The organism is Azospirillum sp. TSH20 (assembly GCF_003115935.1).
GTDB lineage: Bacteria > Pseudomonadota > Alphaproteobacteria > Azospirillales > Azospirillaceae > Azospirillum.
This window is the reverse complement of sequence record NZ_LGQU01000074.1, coordinates 1-24,005: the sequence shown is the minus strand read 5'-3', so window position 1 is coordinate 24,005 and position 24,005 is coordinate 1. Positions and strand designations below refer to the sequence as shown.

The 24,005-nt window shown below is 68.1% G+C and carries 18 protein-coding genes; 9 read left to right on the top strand and 9 right to left on the bottom strand.

Annotated features, from left to right (window positions below):
- Positions 1-41: 41 nt before the first annotated feature.
- From TSH20_RS20315 to TSH20_RS20300, 4 genes are all read right to left on the bottom strand, one after another.
- Positions 42-1,922 (bottom strand): peptidylprolyl isomerase, encoded by a 1,881-nt coding sequence (locus TSH20_RS20315; protein ID WP_109076405.1) that lies wholly within the window; start codon positions 1,920-1,922, stop codon positions 42-44.
- A gap of 220 nt (positions 1,923-2,142) precedes the next feature.
- The gene (locus tag TSH20_RS20310; RefSeq protein WP_109076404.1) at positions 2,143-2,322 is read right to left on the bottom strand and encodes a CsbD family protein; all 180 of its coding nucleotides are present in this window, start codon (positions 2,320-2,322) and stop codon (positions 2,143-2,145) included.
- Between the two features lie 111 nt (positions 2,323-2,433).
- Positions 2,434-2,760: a hypothetical protein gene (locus TSH20_RS20305; RefSeq protein ID WP_109076403.1), complete on the bottom strand. Its 327-nt coding sequence runs from the start codon at positions 2,758-2,760 to the stop codon at positions 2,434-2,436.
- 35 nt (positions 2,761-2,795) lie between these two features.
- Positions 2,796-3,011, bottom strand: a complete 216-nt coding sequence (locus TSH20_RS20300) for a hypothetical protein (RefSeq protein WP_109076402.1) — start codon at positions 3,009-3,011, stop codon at positions 2,796-2,798.
- A gap of 187 nt (positions 3,012-3,198) precedes the next feature.
- Between TSH20_RS20300 and TSH20_RS20295 the strand changes: the two genes are divergently transcribed.
- Positions 3,199-3,540 (top strand): YnfA family protein, encoded by a 342-nt coding sequence (locus TSH20_RS20295; protein ID WP_109076401.1) that lies wholly within the window; start codon positions 3,199-3,201, stop codon positions 3,538-3,540.
- Here the strand turns inward: TSH20_RS20295 and TSH20_RS20290 are convergent.
- On the bottom strand, positions 3,512-3,754 hold the full coding sequence (locus TSH20_RS20290; RefSeq protein WP_109076400.1) for a hypothetical protein: 243 nt from the start codon (positions 3,752-3,754) through the stop codon (positions 3,512-3,514). The genes TSH20_RS20295 and TSH20_RS20290 overlap by 29 nt on opposite strands.
- A gap of 575 nt (positions 3,755-4,329) precedes the next feature.
- Between TSH20_RS20290 and TSH20_RS20285 the strand changes: the two genes are divergently transcribed.
- The 3 genes from TSH20_RS20285 to TSH20_RS20275 all read left to right on the top strand — a co-directional run bounded on the left by TSH20_RS20285 (position 4,330) and on the right by TSH20_RS20275 (position 8,657).
- On the top strand, positions 4,330-6,480 hold the full coding sequence (locus TSH20_RS20285) for a bifunctional diguanylate cyclase/phosphodiesterase (protein ID WP_109076399.1): 2,151 nt from the start codon (positions 4,330-4,332) through the stop codon (positions 6,478-6,480).
- Between the two features lie 97 nt (positions 6,481-6,577).
- The gene (locus tag TSH20_RS20280) at positions 6,578-7,600 is read left to right on the top strand and encodes a Fe(3+) ABC transporter substrate-binding protein (protein WP_109076398.1); all 1,023 of its coding nucleotides are present in this window, start codon (positions 6,578-6,580) and stop codon (positions 7,598-7,600) included.
- A 1-nt stretch (position 7,601) separates the two neighbouring features.
- Positions 7,602-8,657 carry an ABC transporter ATP-binding protein gene (locus tag TSH20_RS20275; RefSeq protein ID WP_109076397.1) on the top strand — a complete coding sequence of 352 codons (1,056 nt, stop codon included), beginning with the start codon at positions 7,602-7,604 and terminating at the stop codon, positions 8,655-8,657.
- 154 nt (positions 8,658-8,811) lie between these two features.
- Here the strand turns inward: TSH20_RS20275 and TSH20_RS20270 are convergent, their stop codons facing one another.
- On the bottom strand, positions 8,812-10,599 hold the full coding sequence (locus TSH20_RS20270; protein ID WP_109076396.1) for an ABC transporter transmembrane domain-containing protein: 1,788 nt from the start codon (positions 10,597-10,599) through the stop codon (positions 8,812-8,814).
- Between the two features lie 190 nt (positions 10,600-10,789).
- Here TSH20_RS20270 and TSH20_RS20265 point away from each other — a divergent pair, with 190 nt between their 5' ends.
- On the top strand, positions 10,790-11,800 hold the full coding sequence (locus tag TSH20_RS20265; protein WP_109076395.1) for a patatin-like phospholipase family protein: 1,011 nt from the start codon (positions 10,790-10,792) through the stop codon (positions 11,798-11,800).
- Positions 11,801-11,808: 8 nt separating this feature from the next.
- Here TSH20_RS20265 and TSH20_RS20260 read toward each other — a convergent pair whose 3' ends face one another.
- Complete coding sequence (locus TSH20_RS20260) at positions 11,809-11,991, bottom strand: hypothetical protein (RefSeq protein WP_085089555.1); 183 nt, start codon at positions 11,989-11,991, stop codon at positions 11,809-11,811.
- A 163-nt stretch (positions 11,992-12,154) separates the two neighbouring features.
- On the opposite strand from TSH20_RS20260, the gene TSH20_RS20255 reads away from it, so the two are divergent.
- Together TSH20_RS20255 and TSH20_RS20250 are read left to right on the top strand one after the other, a co-directional pair.
- Positions 12,155-12,652, top strand: coding sequence for an RT0821/Lpp0805 family surface protein (locus TSH20_RS20255; protein ID WP_109076394.1), 498 nt, complete (start codon positions 12,155-12,157; stop codon positions 12,650-12,652).
- Between the two features lie 119 nt (positions 12,653-12,771).
- Entirely contained in the window at positions 12,772-14,667 is a 1,896-nt protein-coding gene (locus tag TSH20_RS20250; RefSeq protein ID WP_109076393.1) for a potassium/proton antiporter, read from the top strand.
- 16 nt (positions 14,668-14,683) lie between these two features.
- On the opposite strand, the gene TSH20_RS20245 is transcribed toward TSH20_RS20250, so the two are convergent.
- A complete protein-coding gene (locus TSH20_RS20245; protein ID WP_109076392.1) occupies positions 14,684-16,357 on the bottom strand; it encodes an iron ABC transporter permease in 1,674 nt (557 codons plus the stop codon).
- A gap of 186 nt (positions 16,358-16,543) precedes the next feature.
- Entirely contained in the window at positions 16,544-18,370 is a 1,827-nt protein-coding gene (gene typA, locus TSH20_RS20240) for a translational GTPase TypA (RefSeq protein ID WP_109076391.1), read from the bottom strand.
- Between the two features lie 275 nt (positions 18,371-18,645).
- Here typA and TSH20_RS20235 point away from each other — a divergent pair, with 275 nt between their 5' ends.
- Complete coding sequence (locus TSH20_RS20235; RefSeq protein ID WP_247871662.1) at positions 18,646-20,616, top strand: autotransporter assembly complex family protein; 1,971 nt, start codon at positions 18,646-18,648, stop codon at positions 20,614-20,616.
- 59 nt (positions 20,617-20,675) lie between these two features.
- Positions 20,676-24,005: hypothetical protein (locus TSH20_RS20230; protein ID WP_109076389.1), on the top strand; the 3,330-nt coding region annotated here is incomplete at its 3' end.

Below are 24,005 nucleotides of genomic sequence, written 5' to 3'. Positions count from 1 at the left end.
GCACGGAACCTCTCGGGGTTGCTGTCGGCTGAGCCGGAGACTCAGTTGCTGGCGAAGAACTGGTCGATGCGCTGGCGGTGGATGCGGACCGGATACTTGTCGCGCAGCGCGTTGGTGAATTCGGCCACCAGATCGTTCTCCATCCCCTGCTCGACCGATGCGCGGACCGGCGCCAGATCGGCGTCGGCGGCCTTCGGGTCGGCCGGGATGACCTCCTTCAACCGGGCGACGACCTGCGCGTCGGCGGTGTTGCCGGTGACGACCTCGTTCGGCTTGGCGGCGAACAGCTTGGCGACCATGTCGGCCGGCAGGCCCTGCACCGACTGGGCATCACGGGTGAAGGGAGAGGTCATGGCGAAGCTGGCGCCGGCCTGGGTGGCGACGTCCTGCGCGGCGGCTTCCGATCCCTGTTTCAGGCGGGCGGCGATCTCCTCCGCCTTCTTGGCGGCGCGCTCGGCGCGCTGCTCCTGCTGCCAGTCGGCAACGACCTGATCGCGCACGTCGGCCAGCGGACGGACGGCGGCGGGGATCACGCTGTCGACGCGGACGGCGGTGAAAACGCTGCCCTCGCCCTCGGTCAGGTTGGAGGTTGCGCCGGTCTTCAGCTGGAAAGCATTCGGCAACTGCGCCTTCAAGCCGGGAAGGTCGGGGGCGGCGTCCTTGCCGTCCGGCGCCTTGCCGGTGCTGTCGACGGCGGCGACCTTGGTCAGGGCCAGACCCTGGGCCTGCGCGACTTCCTCCAGCGGCGCACCGCTGGCGAGCTGGTCCTCGACCCGATTGGCGATGGAGAAGACGGAGTCGAGCGCCTGCTCCTTCTTCAGCTCCGCCTCCAGCTGGCCGCGCACATCCTCGAAGCTCTTGGTCGAGCCGGGGGTGACGCCGGTGACGGCCATGACATGCCAGCCGAGCGCGCTCTTGATCGGGTCGGAGGGCTTGCCGGGCTCCAGCGCGAAGGCGGCGTCGCCGATTTCCGGCAGGTCGGCCTTGGCGATGTTGTCCAGGGTCACCGGCTCCACGCCGGCATCCTTGGCGGCTTCGGCGATGCCCTTGGCCTTCGCGGCTTCGGCGATCTGCTTGGCCTTCGCCTCATCGTCGACCACCACCATCTGCACGGTGCGCTTTTCCGGGGCGCCGAATTCGTTCGCGCGCTCCTCGTACGCCTTGCGCAGCTGGGCATCGTCGATCTTGATGTCCTTGGCGAGCACGTCGGGCGACAGACGGGCGACCGTCAGGGCGCGGTATTCCGGGGCGGTGAAGCGGACCTGATGGTCCTCATACGACTGCTTGATCGTCGCGTCGTCGGGCACACCGACATCGCCGATGGCGGCGTTGGGCAGGGTCACCACCTCCGCCACGCGCTTTTCGCCGCGATAGCGGTAGAGGTCCTGCACCAGCGGCTGCGGCGGGGTGAGGCCGGCGGACACCGCACCGGCGACCAGCTGGCGCGCCGTCTCGCGCTGGATCATCGCGACATAGCCGTCTTCGGTCAGCTGGTTGTTGCGCAGCACCGACCGGAAGACGTTCGGGTCGAACTGGCCCTGCTGGTTGCGGAAGGCCGGCTCTTCGGCGATGCGCATGCGGACCACCTCCGGCCCGACGGCAATGCCCATATCGGCCGCCGCGAGGTCGAACAGCGTGCGCTGGATCAGCGATTGCAGCGACTGCTCCAGAAGGCCGAATCGCTTTGCCTGCTCGGCGGTCAGGTTGCCGCCCAGCATCGGGCGAAGCCGTTCCATCTGCCGACGGAATTCCTGGTCCAGCGCCTGCTGCCCGATCTCCACCTTGCCGACCTCGGCGACGGTGGTGGGAGTGGTGGAGCGGAACACGTCGCCGATCCCCCAGATGCCGAAGCTGAGGATCAACAGCACGAACAGGATCTTGACGACCCAGGAGCCGGCGAAATTGCGGATGAACTGGAGCATGGGACCCGAATCTAAGCGCGTCGTTCGGCCATCCGGCCGGGGCGGCGCATCATAGATAGGGGAGGGTGGGGCGGCAACAGCCCATTTCCACACCGCCGATCTCCGGCGTCGTTCCTCTCGTCAGGGTCAATTCGCAAACGAACGCCCCGGCTCCACGGAAAAGGTGGGGCCGGGGCGTCGGAAACTCACCGTTTACTGGAACCCTAGGCGGGTGCCGGGATCACTTCAGCGCGTCTCGCACGGCATCCTTGGCGCCGCCGATGCTGTTCTGAACCTTGCCGGCGGCCTTTTCGCCGCGGCCCTCGGCCTCGGTCTTGGTGTCGCCGGTCAGCTTGCCGGCCGCTTCCTTGATCGAACCCTTGACGGTGCGGGCGGCGCCCTCGATCCGGTCCTTGTCCATGGTGGCAACCTCTTGCGTGTTGGTTATGCCGGAACAACAGGAGGGATGGGCAAAGGGTCCATTACAAATAGTACACGAAAGACAAGTCGGCCCCGCTGAGGGATTCGCGGATCAGGCCCGGCGCGGCTCGTCGATGCCGCGGCCGGCCCCGCGCGGCGGGGTGCCGCCGCCGGTGCGCATCGGGCCGGCGCTGTGCCGGCGCAGCGCCGCCAATTGCAGGGCGTGGTGGGCGATCTTGTCGCGGAAATCGCGGTCGACCCGGCTGAAGGCGCTGTAGGCCAGCCTCACCGCCGACGGAGAGCGGGTGCGCAGGGCCTCATTCAGGGAATCGCGCAGGGTGCGCAGTTCGAGGATGCCGGGAACGAAGGCCATCTCGACCGCCTCCGCCAGGATTTCAACGGAACACAGCGTCGCTTCGTCGTCGAGCGTAAGCCTCACTCTGCCGCGTCCAATCTGATCGTCAGGGCTGATGGTCAGGAACCAAGCAGGTCGAGAACCGCCGACAGACAGCGGTGTCGGGTCAGGCACTCCTCGCAGCATCGGACGGCCTGGGCCGGCTCCGGGCAATGCTGACGGCGCAATGCCTCCAGTCCCTGAAACAGGACGTGCTTCTTCGCATCCGAGATCACGTCGGTGGCCTGGATCGTTTCGAAAGCGTCCCGCATAGGGTTGGTCGCATCTATGAACATCGCCGTATGCCTCCGTTAACGGCGAATCTATGCCGCACCCTCGGGGAAGTCCATGAATGCGCTGTAATATTGCGGCGGCAAATTGAAACGAGCTGTGGCGCCATTCACCGGCGCGCAACGCATTGACGCGGCAATCGGCGATGGGCAGCATCGGCCCGGTCGATGACGGGGAGGAAACGGAGGCAGGATGGCGCGGGCGCTGGGGACGACGCTGGCCGTCTACGGTGCGGCCGCACTGGCGGAGATCGCCGGCTGCTTCGCCTTCTGGGCCTGGATACGGCTGGGGCGGAGCGCATGGTGGGTGCTGCCCGGATTCGCGAGCCTCTGCCTCTTCGCGTGGCTGCTGACGCGGGCCGACGCCGATTTCGCCGGGCGGGCCTATGCCGCCTATGGCGGCGTCTACATCGCGGCGTCGCTGCTGTGGCTCTGGCTGGTCGAGGGCGCGCGGCCGGACCGCTGGGACGCGGCCGGCGCACTGGTCTGTCTGGCGGGGGCGGCGCTTATTCTTGCCGGCCCGCGCGGGGGCTGAAGGTCGGCGGCCGGTTGACAGAGCGCCGCAGGGCAGGACCATTCACCAGGACGAGGCGGCCGGCGTCGTCCACCCGCAGATAGGCGCCGACGCGCACGGTCCGGCGAAGGATGTCGTCGTTGAGCATGATCTGCGCATCGGCCAGGGACAGCGGAGTGCCCTGGTAGTACGCACGGCCGTCGGCGTGGCTGATCTGGCTGAATGCGTTGGTCATGTCTGAATGCTCCCAATCGATTTCTTGAACCGCGGACCGTTGGCGGACCCGAAGCGACGGCAGCATCCGGCGTGACGCTGGTGGTTCACGCCTGCGGCTGCGGCCATTGTCGGACAAACGCCTGGGACGTCCGGTTTATTCCTCCATCGCGGGCTGTGAGGCGAATTGCTTCCCGTGCGGGGAATGTGTGGAGAGAATCCTGGGGCCAATACCGCCGCAGGTCCAGTCCACTGCGGTGGATGCCACCGAATTGTCGCAGACCACACGCGCAAAAGCTGTGGTGGTGCTGCCGGGCGCGGCCGTTTATTCCCGGAACCGTGCCGCGCATTGAACCATGTCAATCATGTATCGGACTCTAACCGTTAGAGTGCGAATGCATCACGGGCAACGGGTTGCGCAAATCTTTGGCATTTGCGGGATTGCTTGGCGTTGGAAATCAAGCCGGACGGGGTCATAATACCTCCGTCGGGTGTCCGATTCAGCCGCCGGGCGACCGTCGGTGCATCATCAGGCCGCCCTTTCCGGCGGTATCGAGAAAAGCGGATCGTTTCGTGAACCTACAACCGGCGGATCAGATGAACGGTTCCGAAAGCAGCGGTTCCAGCGGGGCGCAAGCCGCCGCGATGCCGCGTGATCCCGCATTTCTGGCCTCTTTGGCCGCCAGCCTGCTGGACGATGGCGGGATGGCGCTGGTCTATCTGGACCGTGACGGCTTGTGCCGCCATGCCGATCCGCATTTCGCGGCGGTTCTGGACCGCTCGCCGGCGGACCTGATCGGCTGCGCGCTGGTCGGCATCGCCCATCCCGTGACCGCGGCGCTGGCCGCTGCCATTGCGACGCTGGACGGTTCGCCGGTGACGACCTCCGCGCCGGTCGATTGCCCGACGGTCGGTTGCGACGGCCGCCGCTCGATCCTCAGCGGCAGCGTGATCGCCCATCGCGATGCCGCCGGGGCGACCGTCGGCTATCTCGGCACCTTTCACCTGACCGGCGATCCCGACCGCATCGCGGAGTTCGTGACCTGCCGGGATTCCTTCATCGCCACCCTGCTGGACGCGGCGGTGGACGGCATCATCGTCTCGGACCGCAGCGGCATCATCCGCTCCATCAACCGCGCCTGCTGCCGGCTGTTCGGCTATGAGGACGGTGAACTGGTCGGGCGGAACATGTCGATCCTGATGCCGCCACCCTTTTCGCGCGACCATGGCCGCTACGTCGACACCTATATGCGGACCGACCGGCCCAAGATCATCGGCATCGGCCGCGAAACGCTGGGTCAGCGCAAGGACGGCACGGTGTTCCCCATCCATCTCAGCGTCGGTCAGGCGCGGCTGGGCGAGGATGTGACCTTCGTCGGCATCATCCGCGACATCTCCGAACGCCTCGCGGCGGAGCAGCGCGCCTCCTACCTCGCGCGGCACGACCCCCTGACCGGCGTCCTGACCCGCACCGCCTTCCTTGAGGAATGCGAGGCTCTGTTCGCCGGCAGCCGCGCCGAGGGGAAAGACGTGGCTTCGGGCGGGAGCCTGTTCGCGCTGTTCTCGCTCGACGTCGACCAGTTCAGCGACGTGAACGAAGCCTTTGGCTTCCATGTCGGCGACGCCGCGCTGAAGGCGATGGTCAGCCGCGTGACGGAGGTGCTGCCGCCCAACACCATCATCTGCCGCATCGCCGCCGACGAATTCGCAGCGCTGTCACGGGTGACCGACGCCGACCATGCGCGCACGCTGGCCGGCGTGCTGCACGACAGGCTGACCGCGTCGATCTACGCCGACCGGCATTGGGTGCGGCTGCGCCTGTCGGTCGGCGCCGCGGTGCAGGACGACACGGTCAGCACGCTGGAGGACCTGAACGCCAAGGCCAAGCTGGCCCTGCAGGCGGTGCAGCACAATGGCGGCAATGCCGTCTGCTTCTACACGCTGGAGATGGCGGCGGCGGCGACGCGGCGGATGATGCTGACCATGCATCTGACCCACGCCATCGAACGCAACGAGTTGCGCCTCGTCTATCAGCCCATCGTCGACAGGGCCGGCCGGATCCGGTCGGCGGAAGCGTTGCTGCGCTGGGATCATCATGCCTTGGGACCGGTCTCGCCCGGCGAGTTCATCCCGGTCGCGGAGGAAAGCGGCCTGATCGTGCCGATCACCGACTGGGTTCTGTCGACCGCGGTCGCCCAGATGGCGGTCTGGGAGGCCGATGGTGTGCTGCCCGACCGCGTCTTCCTTAACATCTCCGGCCAGCAATTCCTGCGCGGCAACCTGACCCTTCGGCTGGAGGAATTGCTGGGCGAGCATGCAACGCTGAGCAGCCATCTGGGATTGGAGATCACCGAACAGGCGGCGGTGCGCGACTTGAAAGTGGCGGTGCGGACGCTGGGCGAACTGGCCGATCTGGGCATCCAGGCGGCCATCGACGATTTCGGATCCGGCTATTCCTCCCTCAGCTATGTGCAGCAGCTGCCGGTGGCGAAGCTGAAGATCGACCGCGCTTTCGTCATCGACGTGCCGGAGAATCCCAAGAGCAACGCGCTTGTCCGTGCCGCCGTCGGCATGGCGCACGGCCTGGGCCTGACCACGGTGGCGGAAGGGGTGGAGACGGCGGAGCAGCGCGATTTCCTGGTGTCGGTCGGCTGCGATCTGATGCAGGGCTATCTGTTCGGCCGCCCGATGCCGCCCGAGGCGCTGGCCGACATGGTGCGCTCCCAAGCCGCACCTGCGATCGCCTGATCCCTCTCCTTGAGGTGAATCCTGTCTCGACAGCGCCAGCTGCAAATGATATCCATTCTCACGAAATTGAGAGCCATTCGCAGTCCGGGAGTGATGGATGTTCATCGACAAGATCGCTGGTGTCGCGTTTGCCGTCGGCGCCTTGACCGCCTTTTCGGTTCAGGCTCAGGAGGTCAATGTCTACAACTCGCGGCACTACAACACCGACCGCGCGATCTATGAAACCTTCACGAAGTCGACCGGCATCAAGGTCAACATCATCGAAGGCAACCATGATGAACTGATTCAGCGCATGAAGTCGGAAGGGCCCAGCAGCCCGGCCGACCTCTTCATCACCGTGGATGCCGGCCGTCTGGCCGCGGCGGCCAAGGAAGGGCTGCTCGCCCCGGTGACCTCGCCGGCGCTGGAAGCGGTCAAGGTTCCGGCCAACCTGCGCGACCCGGCAGGGGCCTGGTGGGGCCTGTCCAGCCGCGCCCGCATCATCGTCTACGCCCGCGACCGGGTGAAGCCGGAGCAGATCAAGGATTACGAGGATCTCGCCAAGCCGGAGTGGAAGCACCGCGTTCTGACCCGCAGCGGCACCCATCCCTACAGCCTGGCCCTGACCGCCTCGATGATCGAAGCTCTGGGCGAGGAAAAGACGGAGGAGTGGGTGAAGGGCCTCGTCGCCAACCTCGCGCGTCCGCCGCAGGGTGGCGACACCGATCAAATCCGGGCGGTCGCGGTGGGCGAGGGCGACGTCGCCATCGCCAACACCTATTACGTCGGCAAGATGATCACTTCGGCCAAGCAGGAGGACCGCGAGGTCGCGTCAAAGGTCGGGGTCATCTTCCCCAACCAAGGCAACCGCGGCACCCATGTGAACCTCAGCGGCGCTGGCGTGGTGAAGACCTCCAAGAACCAGGAGAATGCCCGCAAGCTGCTGGAATATCTGCTGAGCCCGGAGGCACAGCGCCAGTTCGCCGACGGCAATATGGAATATCCGGTCAACCCGGCGGTCCAGCCGCATCCGGAACTGGTGAAGCTCGGCAGCTTCAAGGCGGCCGAGGTGAATGCCGCCTCCTTCGCCGCCCACACGCCGCAGGCGCTGCGCATCATGGACCGTGCCGGCTGGAAGTAAGATGACCGACGCTCCTTCTCCTTCCGTCATCCTGTCCGGCATCACCCACCGCTATGGGCAACTGACCGCGGTCGACGACGTCTCGCTGTCGGTCGCCCCGCGCGAGGTGGTGTGCATCGTCGGTCCGTCCGGCTGCGGCAAGTCAACCCTGCTGCGCCTGATCAGCGGACTGGAGTCGGTTCAGAAGGGCGAGATCGCGGTGGAGGGACTGAGGCTCGCCACCGCGGGCCGGTCTCTGCCGCCGGAAAAGCGGCCGGTCGGCATGATGTTCCAGGACTTCGCGCTGTTCCCGCACCTGACGGTGGCGGGCAACATCGCCTTCGGCCAGACCGACCGCCCGCGGGTCGAACGCAAGCGCCGGGTGGAGGAATTGCTGGAGACCATGGCGCTGGCGCGTTATGCCGACGCCTACCCGCACACTCTGTCGGGCGGCCAGCAGCAGCGGGTGGCGCTGGCCCGCGCCATGGCGCGTGACCCCAAGGTCCTCCTGCTGGACGAGCCCTTCTCTGCCCTGGACGAGCAGCTCCGCCGGTCGGTGCGGGAGGAGGTGGTGCGGATCATCCGCGCCAGCGGCATCGCCACCATCGTCGTCACCCACGACCCGGAAGAGGCGATGGAGATGGGCAACCGCGTGGTGGTGATGGAGGCAGGACGCGTCGTCCAGGCCGACACGCCGGTCAACCTCTACCAGCGCCCGGCCAACAGCTTCGTCGCCCGCCTGTTCGGCGAGGTGAACCGCTTCGAGGCGACGGTGCGCGACGGGCAGATCGTTACCCCGCTCGGCCGGGTCATGGCGCCCGGCCTGCCCGGCGGGACGAAAGTCGAGGTCGCCTGCCGGGTGGAGGATCTGGAACTGGTTCCGCTCGGCGCCCGGCCCGACGCCGTTCCGGTGCGGGTCCGCCATTCCAGCTTCCTGGGACCGGCGACGCGGGTTTGCCTGGACCTGGGTGGGTCGGAGATCCATGCGCGGCTGCCGGGGCATGTGGACGTCCGCGCCGGTGAAGAATTGTCCGCCGCGATGGCCGCCGAGCGGGTGATGGTGTTTCCGGCGGGTTGAGGGGGCGAGGATTCTTGCAACGTTAGACCCCCACCCTAACCTCCCCCGCTGGGCGGGGGAGGGGACAAGTGCTTGTTCGGAAATGCGGCGGCAGTCCCTCCCCCGCCCAGCGGGGGAGGATAGGTGGGGGTCTAACTCCGCCACCTAACTCCTCTCACGCCCCCGCCCGAACCTCATCCTCGCCGAACTGCAGCCGGCACAGCCGCGCATAGGCGCCATCGGCCGCCAGCAGCGCGTCGTGCGTGCCCTGCTCGATGATGCGGCCACCTTCCATCACCACGATGCGATCGGCATTGCGGACGGTCGCCAGACGATGGGCGATCACCAGCGTGGTGCGACCCGCTGTCAGCCGTTCCAGCGCCGCCTGCACCAGACGCTCCGATTCACTGTCCAATGCACTCGTCGCCTCATCCAGCAGCAGGATCGGCGCATCCTTCAGGAAGGCGCGGGCCAGCGCCAGACGCTGGCGTTCGCCGCCCGACAGCTTGACGCCGCGGTCGCCGATCACCGTGTCATAGCCTTCCGGCAGCTTCGATATGAAGTCGTGCGCGGCGGCGGCCTTGGCGGCGGCGATCACGTCATCCATCCCGGCGTCGAGGCGGCCGAAGCAGATGTTCGCCCGCACCGTGTCGTTGAACAGAACCGTGTCCTGGCTGACGATGGAGACTGCGCCGCGCAGGCTGCGCAGGGTGGCGCCGCGCACGTCCTGGCCGTCGATCAGCACCTCGCCGCCCGTCACGTCGTAGAGGCGCGGGATCAGGTTGAACACTGTCGATTTGCCGGCGCCGCTGCGCCCGACCAGCGCCACCGTGCTGCCGGCCGGCACGTCGAGGTCGATGCCCTTCAGCGTCTCGGCACCGGCTTCGTAGAAGAAACGGACGCCGCGCAGCGCGACCGCACCCTTGGAAACCGACAGCGGCTTGGCGCCCGGCTGCTCCAGGATCGTCGGCTGCTGGTCCAGCAGTTCGAAGATGCGCTGGGCGGCGGCCATGCCCTCCTGCAGGGCGGCGTTCAGCGTGCCGATGGCACGCACCGGCTGGGCTGCCATCAGCAGCGCGCCGACGAAGCCGGAGAAGGCGCCGACCGAGCCCTCGCCCAGCGTCATGCGGTATCCGGCGAAGGCGATCACCCCAGCCACCGCGACGCCGCCCAGCACCTCCATCATCGGATCGATGCGCGAACGGGCGCGCACCGCCTTCATGGTCAGCTGGTAATTCTCCTGAAAGGCGCGGCCGGCGCGGGCGCGCTCATAGTCTTCCAGATTGTAGGTCTTAACCATCCGCGCGCCCGACAGGCTTTCGGTCAGCAGCGAGGTCATGTCGCCCATCTGCGCCTGGGTATCGCGCGAGACGCGGCGCAGTCGCTTGCCGATCCGCACGATGGGAACGGCGGCGATGGGGTAGATGATGAAGACGATCAGCGACAGCAGCCAGTCCAGATAGAACATCGACCCGACCAGCGCGATCACCGTCAGGATGTCGCGCACCAGGCCGGTCAGCGTGCGGGTCAGCGCATTGCGGATCAGGTCGACGTCGTTGATGAAGCGGGAGGTCAGCGCACCGGTCGGGGTGGCGTGCAGTTGCGCCATGTCGGCGGTCTGCAGATGCGTGAACATCGCCAGCCGGACGTCGGCGATGACGCGCTGGACGATGTCACTGGTCACCACCGTCTGGGAATAGAGCGACACGCCCTTGATGACCGTCACCGCGATGATCGCCAGCGGGATCGCCAGCAGCATGCCGCGGTCCTGGGCGGAGAACATGGCATAGGAGCGGTCGATCAGCAGCGGATAGGCACCGGTGGTCGCCGCCACGATCGCCATCAGCAGGAAGGACAGCAACAGCTTGCCGCGATAGGGGCGCACCCACTCGCGCCACATCCGGGCCGCCAGCCGTTCGGTCGCCGCATCCAGGCGCAGGGGCTTGCCGCTCTTGTTCGTCACGGTCGCATCCGATCTCTTGTCCGATAGGCTCTTGTCCGATGGGATGGCTTATCCCATGGGCTTCGGCTTTGTCCACCGGTCGACGCGGTTCCGCCGGTGCTGGTTACAGGCTTCCTTTACCGGTTTCGTGCGAAACTGCGGATGATCGGAGCGGCGAACATCGTGCCGCCGGGTGAGAGGGGGAGTGCCCATGCCGAACGGAATTGGCCTCAATGGCGGACTTAATGGCGGCGGTGCGCGGCGTCCGCGCATCGGTCTCGCGCTGGGCGGTGGGGTGGCGCGCGGCTGGGCGCATATCGGCGTGCTGCGGGCGCTGAAGCGTTATGGGATCGAGACCGACATCGTCTGCGGCTCGTCGGTCGGGGCGCTGGTCGGTGGCGTCCATCTGGCGGGAAAGCTCGACACGCTGGAAGAGTGGGTGCGCACGCTGACCCGGATGAAGATCGTCGGCTATCTGGATCTGCGGCTGCGCCAGGGCGGTGGGCTGATCGGTGGTGACCGGCTGCTGGCGGAACTGCGCCTGCATCTGGGCGACGTGCGGATCGAGGAGCTGCCATGCCCCTATGCCGCCGTCACCACCGATCTGGTGACCGGCCACGAGGTGTGGCTGCAGCGGGGCGAACTGGTCGACGCCATGCGGGCGTCCTTCTCGCTGCCGGGCGTGTTTCCGCCGGTGTCGATCGACGGGCGCTGGATGATCGACGGCGCCCTGGTCAACCCGGTGCCGGTGTCGGCCTGCCGGGCGCTGGGCGCGCAGATGGTGATCGCCGTCAATCTGTCCGGCGACATCCTGGGCAAGGCACGCAAGCCGGGCGCCAGCGTGCCGACCGCCGCCGGATTCGACCTGCTGCGGCTGGTGGAGGACGAGGTGCCGGGCCAGCGCCCGCCGAGCGGGATCGGCGCCCTGGCGCGCCGCATCTTCCGCCGCGACTATGAGGGGCCGAGCCTGTTCGGCGTGATGGTCTCGTCGCTGGGAATCGTCACCGACCGCATCACCCGGTCGCGGCTGGCCGGCGACCCGCCGGACGTCCACATCGTGCCGCGGCTGGGTCACATCGGCCTGACCGAATTCGACCGTGCCGACGATTGCATCCGCGAGGGGGAGGCGGCGGTGGAGCGCGTCCTGCCGGATCTACACGACGCGCTCGCCGTCTTCGCCACCGGCCCGCGTGAATCGACGCGCGGGCCGGTGCGGGATTGAGCGCCTTTTTAGTGATCGATCGCCGTGCCCAGCGCCGCGCCACCCAGGCCGCCGATCACGGCGCCGCGAGTGCCGTCCACCGCGTAACCGCCGGCCGCACCGGCCGCACCGCCGACCACGCCGCCAGTCGAGCAGGCGGTGACGGAAAGAAGCGCGAACACCGCACCGATCAGACGCAAACGGGACATCATGCTACCCTCCACATGTTGACTGTTCGGTGTCTAAACACGCGGGATCGCATTTTGCTTCCATCCTCCGCTGATCTTTCGGTCCTGATACTTTTGGGCGGAACCTCTTCCCCCTTCAAGCGTTGACCTGACTTTAACCATGCAACGTTCAATCGGGGGAATGACCATGCGGACGATCATCAATCATTTGCGCACCACCGCCATAGCCGCCACCGCGGCCCTATCGCTGGCCGCCTGCCAGAACCCCAATGGCGGCATCGGCGGGATGAACACATCGGAGACCGTCGGCACGCTGGGCGGCGCCGTGGCCGGCGGCCTGCTCGGTTCCCGTTTTGGTGGCGGGTCGGGCAAGCTGGCGACCACCGCCATCGGGACGCTGCTCGGCGCCTATGCCGGCCAGCAACTCGCCCGGCATTTCAGCCCGGCCGACCAGAACCGGGCGTCGGATGCGGAGGAGCGTGCGGTCGCCAACAACCAGACCATCACCTGGAACAATCCGGAGTCCGGCAACCGCGGTACCATCCAGCCGGTGAAGACCTATCAGGACAACAACGGCCAGACCTGTCGCGATTACAACCATACGGTCGTGATCGACGGCAAAACGGAGGTCGCGCGCGGCACCGCCTGCCGCCAGCCTGACGGCAGCTGGAAGCTGATGTCGTAAGCGTACAGCCTGTCCGAATGACCGCCTCCGGGTCCTACGCCTTGCGGATGTGGAAGGTTGCCGTCAAAATCAACGAGTTCCGCCGGATGGCGGCCTGATGCGAACGGCGTGCGGGGCTTATGGAGGCGGTCAGCTACATCATCCTCATCGGATCCACCCTGCTGATCGTCAGCGTGCTGACCAGCTACCTCGCCTTGCGGGTCGGTGCGCCGTTGCTGCTGATCTTCCTCGGCATCGGCCTGCTGGCCGGCGAGGATGGGATCGGTCAGATCTCCTTCAACGATGCCGGCTCCGCTTTTCTGATCGGGTCGATGGCGCTGGCGGTGATCCTGTTCGAGAGCGGGTTCGACACCAAGCTCGCCAGCTACAAGGCGGCGGCCTGGCCGGCGATGACGCTGGCGACGGTGGGCGTTGCCGTCACCACCGGGGTGGTGGGCGTCGCCGCCCATTATCTGATGGGGCTCGGCTGGGGAGAGGCGCTGCTGGTGGGGGCGGCCTGCAGTTCCACCGACGCGGCGGCGGTGTTCTTCCTGCTGCGGGTCGGCGGCATCACCCTGCGCGACCGTGTCCGCTCCACGCTGGAGATCGAATCGGGCAGCAACGATCCGGTCGCCATCATGCTGACCATCCTGCTGGTGGAGGCGGCGACCCACGGCCTTGCCTCGCCCATCGCCATCGTCGGCGAACTGGTGCTTGCTTTCGCCCTGGGCGGGGTGATGGGGCTGGCCGGCGGCTGGCTGCTGGTGGCCTTCATCAACAAGGCGAATTTCGAATCCGGGCTGAACCCGGTGGTGACGCTGACCTTCGCCCTGTTCATCTTCGCCGTCACCAACGTGCTGGGCGGCAGCGGCTATCTGGCCGTCTACGCCGCCGGCCTCTATGCCGGGAATGTCAGGCTGCGCGGGGCGCTGGACCTGCGGCGTTTCCATTCCGGGCTGACCTGGCTCAGCCAGATCGTCATGTTCGTGATGCTGGGGCTGCTCGCCACGCCGCGGGAGTTCGCCGGCATGATCCTGCCGGCGCTGGGGGTGGCTTTCGTCCTGATCGCGGTCGCCCGTCCGGCCGCGGTGTGGATGTGCCTGCTGCCCTTCCGCTTTTCGGTGCGGGAAACCAGCTTCATCGCCTGGGTCGGCCTGCGCGGGGCGGTGTCGCTTCTGCTGGCGCTGGTGCCCGTGCTGGGTGGGCTTGAGAACGGCCAGCTGATCTTCAACACCGCCTTCGTCGTCGTGGTCGTCTCGCTGCTGGTGCAGGGCTGGACCATCGGCAGCATGGCGCGGGCGCTGGAACTGATCGTTCCGCCGCGCCGCGGTCCGGTGGAGCGCGTGGAGCTTGAGCTTCCCGGCAATGCCGACCAGGAACTGGTGGCCTACACCGTCCATGGCAAGAGCCCGGCCGCGCGCGGCCAGCGCATGCCGCGCTGGGCCAAGCCGTCGCTGGTGATCCGGTCGGGCGCGGTGGTGCCGCTGCACAAGGCGAAGCCCTTGCAGCCTGGCGACCATGTCTATCTGTTCACGCCGCAGCATCGGTTGCCGCTGATCGACAAGCTCTATGGCGGCAGCCGGGCACTCGACCAGAACGACCGGGAATTCTACGGCGATCTGGTGCTGAGCCCCGACGCCACGGTGGAGCAGATCGCCGAGATGTACGGTCTGCCGCTGTCGCTGCCCAACGCCCGCCTGACCTTGAGGGATCTGCTGCGCAACGAGTTCGGCGGCTCCTGCGAACTGGGGGACCGGGTGCGCATGGGCGGGGTCGAGCTGATCGTGCGCGACATGGAGGACGACACCATCACCTCCGTCGGCATGGCACTGGAGCCGGCCCGCGTGACCAGCCGGCGCCGGCCGCTCTACCAGCGGATCGCCGATGTCGGCGGACGGCTGCGCGGCTGGTGGATCAAGCACTCCTTCCGGCGCTGGAAGGAGCGTGAGAAGCTTCGGGCACGCCGGCAGGAGGCGCTGCCACCGCCTGAGCCGAACCATGAGGAACGGGTGGAAAGCCGGAACGACGCCGCCTGAGCTTGCCCCCCGGAGCTTACCCCTGGTGGCCCGGACGCGACGCGGCGATGGTGCGGCTCAGGTAGATGACCGGCGCCAGCCCGACCAGAACGATCACCAGGGCGGGAAGGGCGGCGTCGTCGAGCCGTTCGGTGGAGGCCATGCGGAAGGCCTCGATCGCCAGCGTGTCGAAGTTGAAGGGCCGCAGGATCATCGTCGCCGGCAGTTCCTTGGTGATATCGACGAAGACCAGCATGGCGGCGCTGAGCAGGCTGGGGCGCAGCAGCGGCAAATGAACCCGGCGCAGCACCTGCAGCGGCGTGTGGCCGAGCGAGCGGGCTGCCCCCTCCAGATTCGGGCCGATCTTGGCGAAGCCGGATTCGAGCGGCCCATATGCCACCACGAAGAAGCGGATCAGATAGCCATAGAGGATGCCGGCGATGGTGGTGCCGAGGATGGCGCCCATCGGCCAGCCGGTCCAATCGCGCGTCAGCCCGACGGTGATGAGAATGCCCACCGCGATCACCGTACCCGGCGTGGCGTAGCCGAGCGAGGCGAGGCGCGCCGCACCGGTGGCGAAGCCGCTGCGGTCGTGGCGCACGCCATGGATCACCATCAGCGCCACCGTGACGACCAGTGCGGCACCGCTGGCGCCGAGAATGAAGGTATTCACGGTCAGGTCGGTGAAGCGGGCGAGCGTCAGCTCCGTACCGCCGCGCAGGATCATGCGGATCAGAACCGCCCCCGGCAGCAGGAAACCGAACAGCACCGGCGTCAGGCATACGACCCAGGCCAGCACCGTGCCGCGGGCCGACAGGCGCGGGGCGGGCAGGGCGCGGTAGCGGCCGGTGGTCTGGTGGAAGCGCATCTTGCCGCGCGACAGCCGCTCCAGCCCGACCAGCGCCAGCACCACCAGCAGCAGGACGGCGGCCAACTGCGCCGCCGCGGCCGGGTCGCCCAGTGCGAACCAGGTGCGGTAGATGCCGACTGTGAAGGTGTCGATGCCGAAATAGCGCACGGCGCCGAAGTCGGCCAGCGTCTCCATCAGCGCATAGCCGACGCCGGCCACCAGTGCCGGCCGGGCCAGCGGCAGGGCCACGCGGCGGAAGGCGCCGAAGGCGGTGCAGCCGAGCGTCCGGCTGGCCTCCAGCACGCAGACCGACTGTTCCAGAAAGGCGGCACGGGTCAGCACATAAACGTAGGGATACAGCACCGACGACAGCACCAGCCCGGCGCCCCAGGCGGTGTGGATCTCCGGAAACCAATAGTCGCCGCGCCGCCAGCCGAAGGTGGCGCGCAGGAAGGACTGCAGCGGTCCGGCATATTGCAGGAAATCAGTATAGGTGTAGGCCAGCACATAGGCCGGCATGGCCAGCGGCAGCAGCAGCAGCCATTGCAGGACCCCGCGTCCGCGGAAGTCGTGCATGGTGACGGTCCAGGCGCAGGCAACCCCGGTCACCAACGTGACGACGCCGACGATCCCTAGCAGGATCAGGGTGTTGAGAATATAGCCGGGAAGCACCGTCCGCGCCATGTGCCCCCACAGATCGGTGGAGACGCCGGCAGACTGGACGAAGACGGCAAGGATCGGCAGGGCGATCAGCAGCGCGAGGATCAGGGCGAACAGGCCGGTCGGGCCGATTCGTGCCCATAGCTGGCGGAAAGAGAAGGACGGGGAGCCGGGTGACTTCGCGTCGGTCGCCATCGCCATGCGGGGGGTGTCCTCGCTGTCGGGGGAATGTTGGCGTTTTGAGGCATTGCCCCCACCCCGACCCTCCCCCGCTGGGCGGGGGAGGGAGTCTGCCGCGGGGCGGCGGAGTTCCCTCCCCTGCGAAGCGGGGGAGGGTTAGGGTGGGGGCAACCGCCTCTACTACTCTGCTCTACACTAGCACCGTTATCAGCTCGCTTCGGCGGCGCGCTGGTGACGCTTGCGCTCGTTCGGGTCGAGGTAGCGCTTGCGCAGGCGGATCGACTTCGGCGTCACTTCCACCAGCTCGTCGTCGGAGATGTAGGACAGCGCCTTTTCCAGAGTCATCTGGATCGGCGGAGTGAGGCGAACCGCCTCGTCCTTGCTGGTGGTGCGGATGTTCGTCAGCTGCTTGCCCTTGATGACATTGACCTCGAGGTCATTGCCGCGGGTGTGCTCGCCGATGATCATGCCCTGGTACACCGGCACGCCCGGATCGATCAGCATCGGGCCGCGATCTTCCAGGTTCCACAGGGCGTAAGCCACCGCGGTGCCGTCGCTGTTGGAAATCAGCACGCCGGTGCGGCGAGCCGCGATGGCGCCCTTGAAGGGAGCATAGCCGTGGAACAGGCGGTTCATGATGCCGGTGCCGCGGGTGTCGGTCAGGAACTCGCCCTGATAGCCGATCAGGCCGCGCGACGGGGCGTGGAAGACGATGCGGGTCTTGTTGCCGCCCGAGGGGCGCATCTCGATCAGGTCGGCCTTGCGCTCCGACATCTTCTGAACGACGGTGCCCGAGAACTCCTCGTCGACGTCGACGACGACTTCCTCGATCGGCTCCAGGCGCTGGCCGTTCAGCGGGTCGGTCTTGAACAGCACGCGCGGACGGCTGATCGCCAGTTCATACCCCTCGCGGCGCATGGTCTCGATCAGGATGCCCAGCTGCAGTTCGCCGCGGCCGGCCACCTCGAAGGCGTCGCCGCCCTCGGTGTCGGCGATGCGCAGAGCCACGTTGCCTTCCGCTTCGCGGAACAGGCGGTCGCGGATCATGCGGCTGGTGACCTTGTCGCCCTCGCGGCCGGCCAGCGGGCTGTCGTTGACCGAGAAGGTCATCGCCAGGGTCGGCGGGTCGATCGGCTGGGCGGCCAGCGGCTCGGAGACTTCCGGCGCGCAGATGGTGTCGGCCACGGTGGTGTTGGTCAGGCCTGCCAGCGCGACGATGTCGCCGGCATGCGCCTCTTCCACCGGAACGCGTTCCAGGCCGCGGAAGGCCAGCACCTTGCTGATGCGGGCGTTCTCGACCAGCTTGCCGTCGCGGCTCATCGACTTGACGGCCATGTTGACCTTGACCGAACCCGTCTGGATGCGGCCGGTCAGGATGCGGCCCAGATAGGGGTTCGCTTCCAGCGTGGTCGCCAGCATGGTGAAGGGCAGGTCTTCCTCGACCTTCGGGGCCGGAACATGGTCGCGGATCAACTCGAACAGCGGGGTCAGCGTCTCGCGGGCGCCGTTCTCCAGGTCCGTGGTCGCCCAGCCGTTGCGGCCCGAGGCGAACAGGGTCGGGAAGTCCAGCTGCTCGTTCGAGGCGTCGAGCGAGGCGAACAGGTCGAACACCTCGTCATGCACCTCGTGCGGACGGCCGTCGGGACGGTCCACCTTGTTGATGACGACGATCGGGCGCAGGCCGAGCTTCAGGGCCTTGCCCAGCACGAACTTGGTCTGCGGCAGCGGGCCTTCGGCCGCGTCGCAGAGCAGGACGACGCCGTCGACCATGGAGAGGATGCGCTCCACCTCGCCGCCGAAATCGGCGTGGCCGGGGGTGTCGACGATGTTGATGCGCAGGTCGTTCCACAGAACGGACGTGCACTTGGCCAGGATGGTGATGCCGCGCTCGCGCTCCAGATCGTTGGAGTCCATGGCGCGCTCAGCCACCTGCTGGTTCTCGCGGAACGAGCCGGCCTGCTTGAGGAGTTGGTCAACCAGCGTGGTCTTGCCGTGGTCGACGTGGGCGATGATGGCGACGTTACGGAGATTCATGGAGCCTTCGGTCTCGCAATGGCACCCCCGACACGCAGCAGCGTCATGCCACAAACAACAAAAAGGCCCGACGAAGATTAATCCGTGGGCGCTGTCGGGGAAACTGTTGCGGCGCAATATATGGATCCTCGGCCAAAACGCAAGCGCCGTGCCCTTTGGTCTAACGCGAATTTCCGGGATGGAGCCATGCGTGATTGGACCCTACATTGGGGACGATGATCCGTTTCGCTTCCGCTTCCCGCCGCCGCGCGGCCGCCGCAACGAGGATTGCAGCTGTGCCGCTCAAGGCCCCCATCGCCGCTCCGCTGGTCGCCGCCCTGCTGATGCTGGGGCCGGCGGGCGCCGGGCATGCCCAGGATTCGCCCCCCGACAGCATCCCCGGCGCCGTGCCGGTGGTGCCGCCGCAGAGCACACCGGCGGAGGCCGCGCCGCCGGACGAGGAGGTGCGGCCGGCCGGCATCACCTATGAGGTGGACATCACCGGCGTCGAGGATGACGGGCTGCGTGGCACGCTGCGCGACGCCTCCACGCTGGTGGAGTTGAAGGACGATCATCCACCCTCGCTGATCGGGCTGGAGCGGCGGGCCGACAGCGACCGCGACCGTTTGCAGACGGCGCTGCGCTCCGCCGGCTATTACGACGCGAAGCTGGACATCCGCATCGAGGATCCTGCCGCGACCGGCACTCTGCCTGCGGGAGGGGAGGCGGCGCCGGTCAAGGTGACGGTGGCGGTGACTCCGGGACCGCTCTACCACATCAAGACGGTGACGGTGTGCGGCGCCGCCAACTCCACTGGCGGCTCCACACTGCCGAAGGAGGTCGCGACCGACGATCTCGGCCTCGCCGCCGGCTCCCCCGCGGTGGCGCAGAAGGTGCTGGACGCCGAGTCGGAGCTGGTTGGACGGCTGACCAAGCGCGGTTACGCCTTCGCCAAGGCATCGGACCGCGAGGTGGTGGTCGATCATTCCGACCGGACGATGGATGTCGCCTACACCGTCGACCCCGGCCCGCTGACCCGTTATGGGGCCACCCGGATCGAAGGGCTGCAGAAGGTCGACGAGGATCTGGTGCGCGGGCGCCTCGCCTGGAAGGAGGGGCAGGTCTACGACCCCGGCGCCACCGACCGGGCGCGGCAGGACATTGCGGCCCTTCAGGTCTTCGACACCGTGCGCGTGCGGATGGCGGACGAACCGGGGCCGGACGGCGTAACGCCGGTGATCGTCACGGTCAGCGAGCGCAAGCGCCGTTTCATCGGCGGCGGCGTCACCTATTCGACGCAGGACGGGCTGGGCGCCAACGCCTATTGGGGCCACCGCAACCTGTTCGGCGGGGCGGAGCAGCTGCGCCTCGGCGTCGAAGTCGGGCGTGTGGCCGGATCGTCCGGCGGCACGTCGAGCAAGGGCAACGACCTGCCGGACCTGCGCTTCAGCGTCAATTTCCGCAAGCCCGACTTCCTGGCGGTGAAGCAGTCGCTGCTGGTCAATTTCGCCGTGGTGAACGACCAGCCGCCGGCCTACAGCCGGGTCGCGTCGGAACTGACGGTCAAGCTGGAAAGGCCGCTGACCGATCAACTGACCATCAGCTATGGTGTGACCGGCGAGCGCGGGCGGGTGCGGACGGAGGACAAGACCTATCAGACCTCCTTCATCGGCGTGCCGCTGGGGGCGGCCTGGAACGGCACCGACAATCTGCTGAACCCCACCTCCGGCCAGCGGGCCTCGCTGCAGGTGACGCCCTGGTTCCCGGTTGGCGGGGATACCGAGTCGCCCTTCACCTCCGTGCTGTTCAACGGCTCGACCTATTACGATCTCGGCAATGACGGGCGCTATGTCGCCGCGGCGCGGATCGGGCTGGGCAGCATCCTCGGCACCTCGCTGTCGGACATCCCGCCCGACCATCGCTTCTATGCCGGCGGCGGCGGCTCGGTGCGCGGCTACGGCTTCCAGAAGGCGGGGCCGCGTGACCGCTATGACGATCCGGTCGGCGGCCGGTCGCTGTTCGAGATCGGGGCGGAACTGCGCATCAAGGTGACGGAGAGCATCGGCATCGTGCCCTTCGTCGATGCCGGCACCGTCTATGATTCGGCCTATCCGGACTTCAGTGAGCCTCTGCGCGTCGGCGCCGGTCTGGGTCTGCGCTACTACACCGACTTCGGCCCGCTGCGCGTCGATGTCGGCGTTCCCCTCAACCCCGCCGACGGCGATGCGCGCTGGCAGCTGTATCTCAGCCTGGGGCAGGCGTTCTGATGGCGCAATTTCGTCCCAATCCTCCGGGACGATGACCGTTTATTGCGGTTGAGACAACGGTGGCGCTGGTGAAAGGGCATGGTGTGACGGCGGTTCGCTTACTTCTGGTCGGTCTGACGATCCTCACCGGCCTGTTGGCCGATCCGCAGCCCGTCCGGGCCTTTTCGCTGTTCTCCGGCGATACCGCCCGTGAGTGGTTGACGGAGAAGATCGAGGGGGCGGTCGAATCGCCGGATATGCACCTGAAGCTCGGCGCGATCGAAGGCAGCATTCCCACCGACTTCACCATCTCCACCGTCACGCTGGCCGACAGCCAAGGCGTCTGGCTGACCATCGACCGGCTGCATGTGGTGATGTCGCCATCCGCCCTGTTCATGCGCAGTGCCAGGATCGATGCGCTGGAAGCGGCGTCGGTGTCGGTGACCCGCGCACCGGTCAGCACCCAGCCCGCCACGCCGTCCGACCCCAACGCCTCGCTGCTGCCCAGCCTGCCGGTGGACATCGATCTGAAAAAGCTGGTGGTCGAACGGCTGGACCTGGCGCCGGCGCTGCTGGGCGAACAGGCCGTGCTGCGCATTGCCGGCTCGGTGCTGTTGGAGCATGGCGGCGGGGCGCTGAACGCAAACCTGTCGGTGGCGCGCATCGACGACAAGCCCGGCAAGGCCGATCTGGTCGCCGCCTTCGATCCTGGCAAGAACACGCTCAACCTGTCGGTCAACGCGTCGGAACCGGCGGGCGGCGTCATGGCCCGCGCGCTGTCGATGCCGGGCCTGCCACCGGTCGAACTGGCGTTGAAGGGCGACGGCACGCTGGACGACTGGACCGGCAAGCTGACCGCAACCGCCGGCGAGGCGGCATCGCCTACCGGCACGTTGAATGCCGACGCCACCATCAAGAAGGCGCCGGAGGGGCATCTCCTGACGCTCGCGGCCGGCGGAAATTTCGCGCCGCTGATCGCTGGATTGGCGGGAGACACGGTGACTCCGCTGATCGGTCCCAGCCCGACGCTGAACGCGACCGTGCTGCGGGCGCCGTCGGGGGCCATCACCCTGCGTCCGCTGGCGCTGACCGTCGCCGCCGCGAATGCGACGGTGAATGGCGACATCGGCGCCGACTACAATAGCCTCAACCTGCGGTGGACCGTCCAGGCCGGGCCGGACTCCACCCTGCATCCGCTGGTGCCGCTGTCCTGGCGCGAGGGGGTGGTGGAAGGCTCCGCCGAAGGGGCGCTGAGCGCGCTGAACGTCGCGGTGAACGCCACTCTGCGCGACCTCGCGGCCGACGATCCGGCGCTGTCCCGCCTGACCGGTCCGGAGACCACCCTGGCCGCCCGCGCGCGGATCGACACCGGCAGCGGCGGGATCGGGCTGGAGACGCTGACGCTGAACGCCGCCGCCGCGCGGGCCGAGGCGAAGGGGACCATCGGTGGCTGGGGCCAGACGGCCGACCTGACGCTCAGCGCCAGCGCCGACGACCTCGCCCCGCTGTCGAGCCTCGCCGGCCGGCCGCTGGCCGGCGCCGTGGCACTGTCGGGGCCGGTCAAGCGAGTCGCCGACGGCACGCTGACCGCCGATCTGACCGGTAGCCTCGACCGCCTCTCCACCGGCACCCCGGCCGACGCGGTGCTGGGCGACAAGGCGACGCTGGCGCTGGCGGCGCGCATGGAGCCCGACGGCGCCATGCGGCTGACCGACCTGACGGTGGATGGTCGCAACGGCAAGCTGACCGGCACCGCGGCTCTGGCGGACAACAAGGTCGATGCGCGAACCACCCTGACGGTGGCGAAGCTGGAACCGCTGGGCACGGCGCTCGGCACGCCGATGGAGGGAGCGGCGACGCTTGAGGCGACCGCCCGCGGCCCGCTCGACGCCATCCAGGCGCAGGCGACGCTGAACGCCCGCGACCTCGTGGTGCAGGGCCGCCGGCTGGGCGCCACGGAGGTGAAGGCGACCGCCGCCGGCCTGCCGGCCACGCCGAACGGCACGGTGTCGGCCCGCACCAACCTGGACAAGACTCCGCTGTCGCTCGACGGGCGCTACGCGCTGCGTGAGCAGACGCTGCGGCTGGACGGGCTGACCATTGCCAACGGCACCAACCGGATCACGGGCGAGGCGCAGGTGGCGCTCGACACGCTGCTCGCCACCGGCCGGCTGGAGGGCAAGCTGCCCAACCTGAACGGCCTGTCGGAACTGGCGGGCATGCCGCTCGGCGGTGGGGCGAGCTTCACCCTGGCGCTGGACGGCAAGGGCGGCAAGCAGGCCGCCAGCCTGACCGCCGACGCCAGCAATCTTCGGGTGGATGGCGAAGGCGGACCGCTGCTGACCGCCCGGAAGCTGACGGCCAAGGCCGACGTCGCCGACGCGCTCGGCACCCCCACCGGCAAGGCGCGGGTGGAGATGACCGACGGCAACGCCGCGGGCAACGACCTGCGCAGCGTCACCGCCTCCGTCGACGGGTCGCTGGCGAAGGCCAGCTTCCAGGCCAACGCCAATGGCGCCGGCGCGCAGCCGGTCGCGCTCGACCTCGCCGGTGGGCTGGCGATGGATGGCGGCGTGACCCGCATCCGGCTCGACCGCCTGCAGGCGCGCTATGCCGGCGAGGATCTGCGGATGACCGCCCCCGCCACCATCCTGCTGGCCGACCGCCGCTATGAGGTGAAGGAACTGCGGCTGTCGTCCGGCAATGCCCGGCTGGCCGCCGACCTGGGCCTGAACGGCGAGCGGCTGAGCGGCGAGCTGACCATCGACCGCCTGCCGCTGGCGCTGGCGAAGCTCGCCAGCCCGACGCTGGCGCTGGATGGCGTCGCCAATGCGCGCGCGTCGCTGGGCGGCACGCTGCGCAACCCGCGTGCCGACGCCACCCTGCGGATCAGCGGGTTGAAGGCGCAGCAGACCACCCAGGCCGGACTGCCCGGCATCGACGCCACGGCGGACATCCAATGGCGCGACCGCCGGCTGACTCTGGCCAGCCGGGTCGCGATGCCGAAGAATGCCGGCACGCTGACCGCCAACGCCGCCCTGCCGCTGGTGATGGACCCGGACAGCTACGCCGTCAGCGTGCCGCCCAATGGCGCTCTGGAGGCGGCGGTCGACGGCACGGTGGATATGTCTCTGGCGAACGACCTGCTCGCCGCATCGGGCGACCGGGCACGCGGATCGCTGCGGCTGGACGTGCGGGCCGGCGGCACGGTGGGCAAGCCGACTCTCGGCGGATCGGTGGTGCTGGCGAACGGGCGTTACGAGAACCGGGCCTCGGGTGCCGTCATCACCAACATCGAGGCGAGGCTGGTCGGCGACGGCGACGTCTTCACCATCCAGAGCTTCCGCGGCCGGACCCGCAACGGCGGGGCGATCACCGCCAATGGCGTCATCCGTCCGGGTGCCGCCGCC